The 2058-nt window shown below is 58.6% G+C and carries 3 protein-coding genes; all 3 read left to right on the forward strand.

The window, feature by feature from the left end; translation table 11 throughout:
* A partial coding sequence (locus WCA10_RS17165; RefSeq protein ID WP_472823736.1) for a Bug family tripartite tricarboxylate transporter substrate binding protein occupies window positions 1–773 on the forward strand: 773 nt, incomplete at its 5' end.
* Between the two features lie 9 nt (window positions 774–782).
* Window positions 783–1031, forward strand: coding sequence for a hypothetical protein (locus WCA10_RS17170; RefSeq protein WP_472823737.1), 249 nt, complete (start codon window positions 783–785; stop codon window positions 1029–1031).
* A 237-nt stretch (window positions 1032–1268) separates the two neighbouring features.
* A partial coding sequence (locus WCA10_RS17175) for a RidA family protein (RefSeq protein WP_472823738.1) occupies window positions 1269–2058 on the forward strand: 790 nt, incomplete at its 3' end.

The following is a 2058-nucleotide window of genomic DNA, read 5'->3' on the forward strand; positions in this document are numbered from 1 at the left end:
GTGCATGGATGGTGCGAAACAGTCTAATGAACCGAACGCAATTTTTGATCTTGAGCCTGATCGTCACCTTGGTCTTCGGCACTGCTTCGGCCGCAAATTCCCAGGTATATCCCAACCGTCCGATCACAATCGTAGTGCCATTCGCGGCTGGCGGTCTAACCGATGTTCCGGTACGGATACTTGCGAAGGTTATGCAGGACAGGTTGAACGTGCCGGTCATCGTCGAGAACAAGCCGGGCGGCTCCGGGATGATCGGCGCAAACTACGTTCTGCGTGCGGAGCCGGATGGCTACACGTTGCTTGCAAACGCGGTCGCCGACACGCAAAACTTGTTCTATATGAAAATTCCCTACAACGCGATCAAGGACTTCGCAATTATTGGTAAGATCGTCGATGGTCCACCGCTGGTCATGATTATAAATGCCAAGCTGCCGTACAAATCGGTGGCAGACCTGACGGCGGACGCCAAGGCGCATCCGGAGCAGGTGAGTTTCGGAACCTCGGGCTATGCTACTTCGCCGTTCATCGCTCTCAATGAACTCAACGACACGTCCGGCACCAAGATCGTGGCGGTACCCTATCACGGATCGGGAGAGGCGGCGGGTGCATTGGTTTCCGGGGCGATCCAAGGCACCTTCACATTCTATTTGAGCGCAAAGCCGCTCGTGACCGGCGGGCGGGTTCGTGCACTTGCTGTGGCCGGACCGAAGCGGATCCCGGATTGGCCGGACGTCCCGACGATGGAAGAACTTGGCTTCAAGCACTTTGAATAAAACGGCTTTGTGGGGCTTGCCGCGCCGGTGAAAACTTCGACCGAGGTGATCGAATTTCTCAATAGGGCTCTCAATGAGGCTATCCATACCGACGAGTTCAAGACCCGCATGGCTGCGCTTGGCATGACGGTGCCGGGGGCAGCGGATAATACCCAAGAGAAGTTCAAGGCATTCCTTCAGTCCGAAACCAATCGTCAAGGTGAACTCGCAAAGTCGGTGCTTGCAAAGACCAGCAAATTAGCGCCGGCGAAGCCATAAGAAGTCCCAGCCCCACGGCTAGAACCAGTATCGCACGGCCTCAAGTGTGGCTGGGTCGTGACGAAAGCATCCGCAAACGATACGCATGTTGTGATGGCGGAGAATGCGCGTATTCTGCGCTGGCCAGTTGCGACTCACCTAGGCGGCGATGTGCTGCAGCTGGCCGGTTTCGACGCTCGGGCTGAGCCGGATAGGTCATGCCGATATTTCGAGATCGTTCGCTACTAATAATAGCCCATGCCCAGCAAGCAGCTCACCAGCGTCATAGCAGCCAAAGACATGTTCGCGCGCGGCGTCCGCGCCGGCCAATGGGTGTTCATTTCTGGATTGCTCCCGGACGACTTGGGCGACCCAGCCCGTCCGCTGTCGGGTGAGCCGGCCTGGCTGCGGCAGGCGAACTCGATGTGGCAGGAAGCTGCCGAGATTCTGCGGCTCGGCGGCTCGAACGTGGCGCGCATCGTTCGATGCGACCAGTTCTTCCAGGATTGGCGTGCCGTTCCGTTCTTCCATCAAGCGCGCCGGGCGAGCTGCGGTCACTACATCGCGCCTAGCACGTCCATCCTGCAGCCGGAGATGTTGGTGCCGGGCGCGGCCATGATGACAGACATGATTGCGCGTACGACCGATGGCCCAAGACCCGAGCCGGTCTTTCCCGCCGCTCTCGATCTGCCTGCTACCTCGTCTTTCGTGCCGATCGTCAAAGCAGGGGATTTGGTTTTTGTCGCGGGTTTCCTTGCCGCGTTCGGTGCTGGCGATCTGGGTGGAATCGCGCCGGAAGCGAAAGTGCCAGAGGGGCATTTATGGAAGGGCAACCGCGTCCAGTTGGAAGCGGGTTATGTGCTACGCGAAAAGCTGATTCCGGCGCTTGCCGGCGCGGGTCTTGGATTGGAGAACGTAGTCAAAGCGAGCGTGTTCCTTTGGGATATCGATGACGCGCCCGCCTTCAATCATGTCTGGGCCGATGCGTTCGGTGGCAAGGTGCCTGCTACAACGATCCTGCCCACCAGCCAGCCCGGCTTTGCGATCG

This window comes from Occallatibacter sp. (genome assembly GCF_049582745.1).
In the GTDB taxonomy this organism is placed as follows: domain Bacteria; phylum Acidobacteriota; class Terriglobia; order Terriglobales; family Acidobacteriaceae; genus Telmatobacter.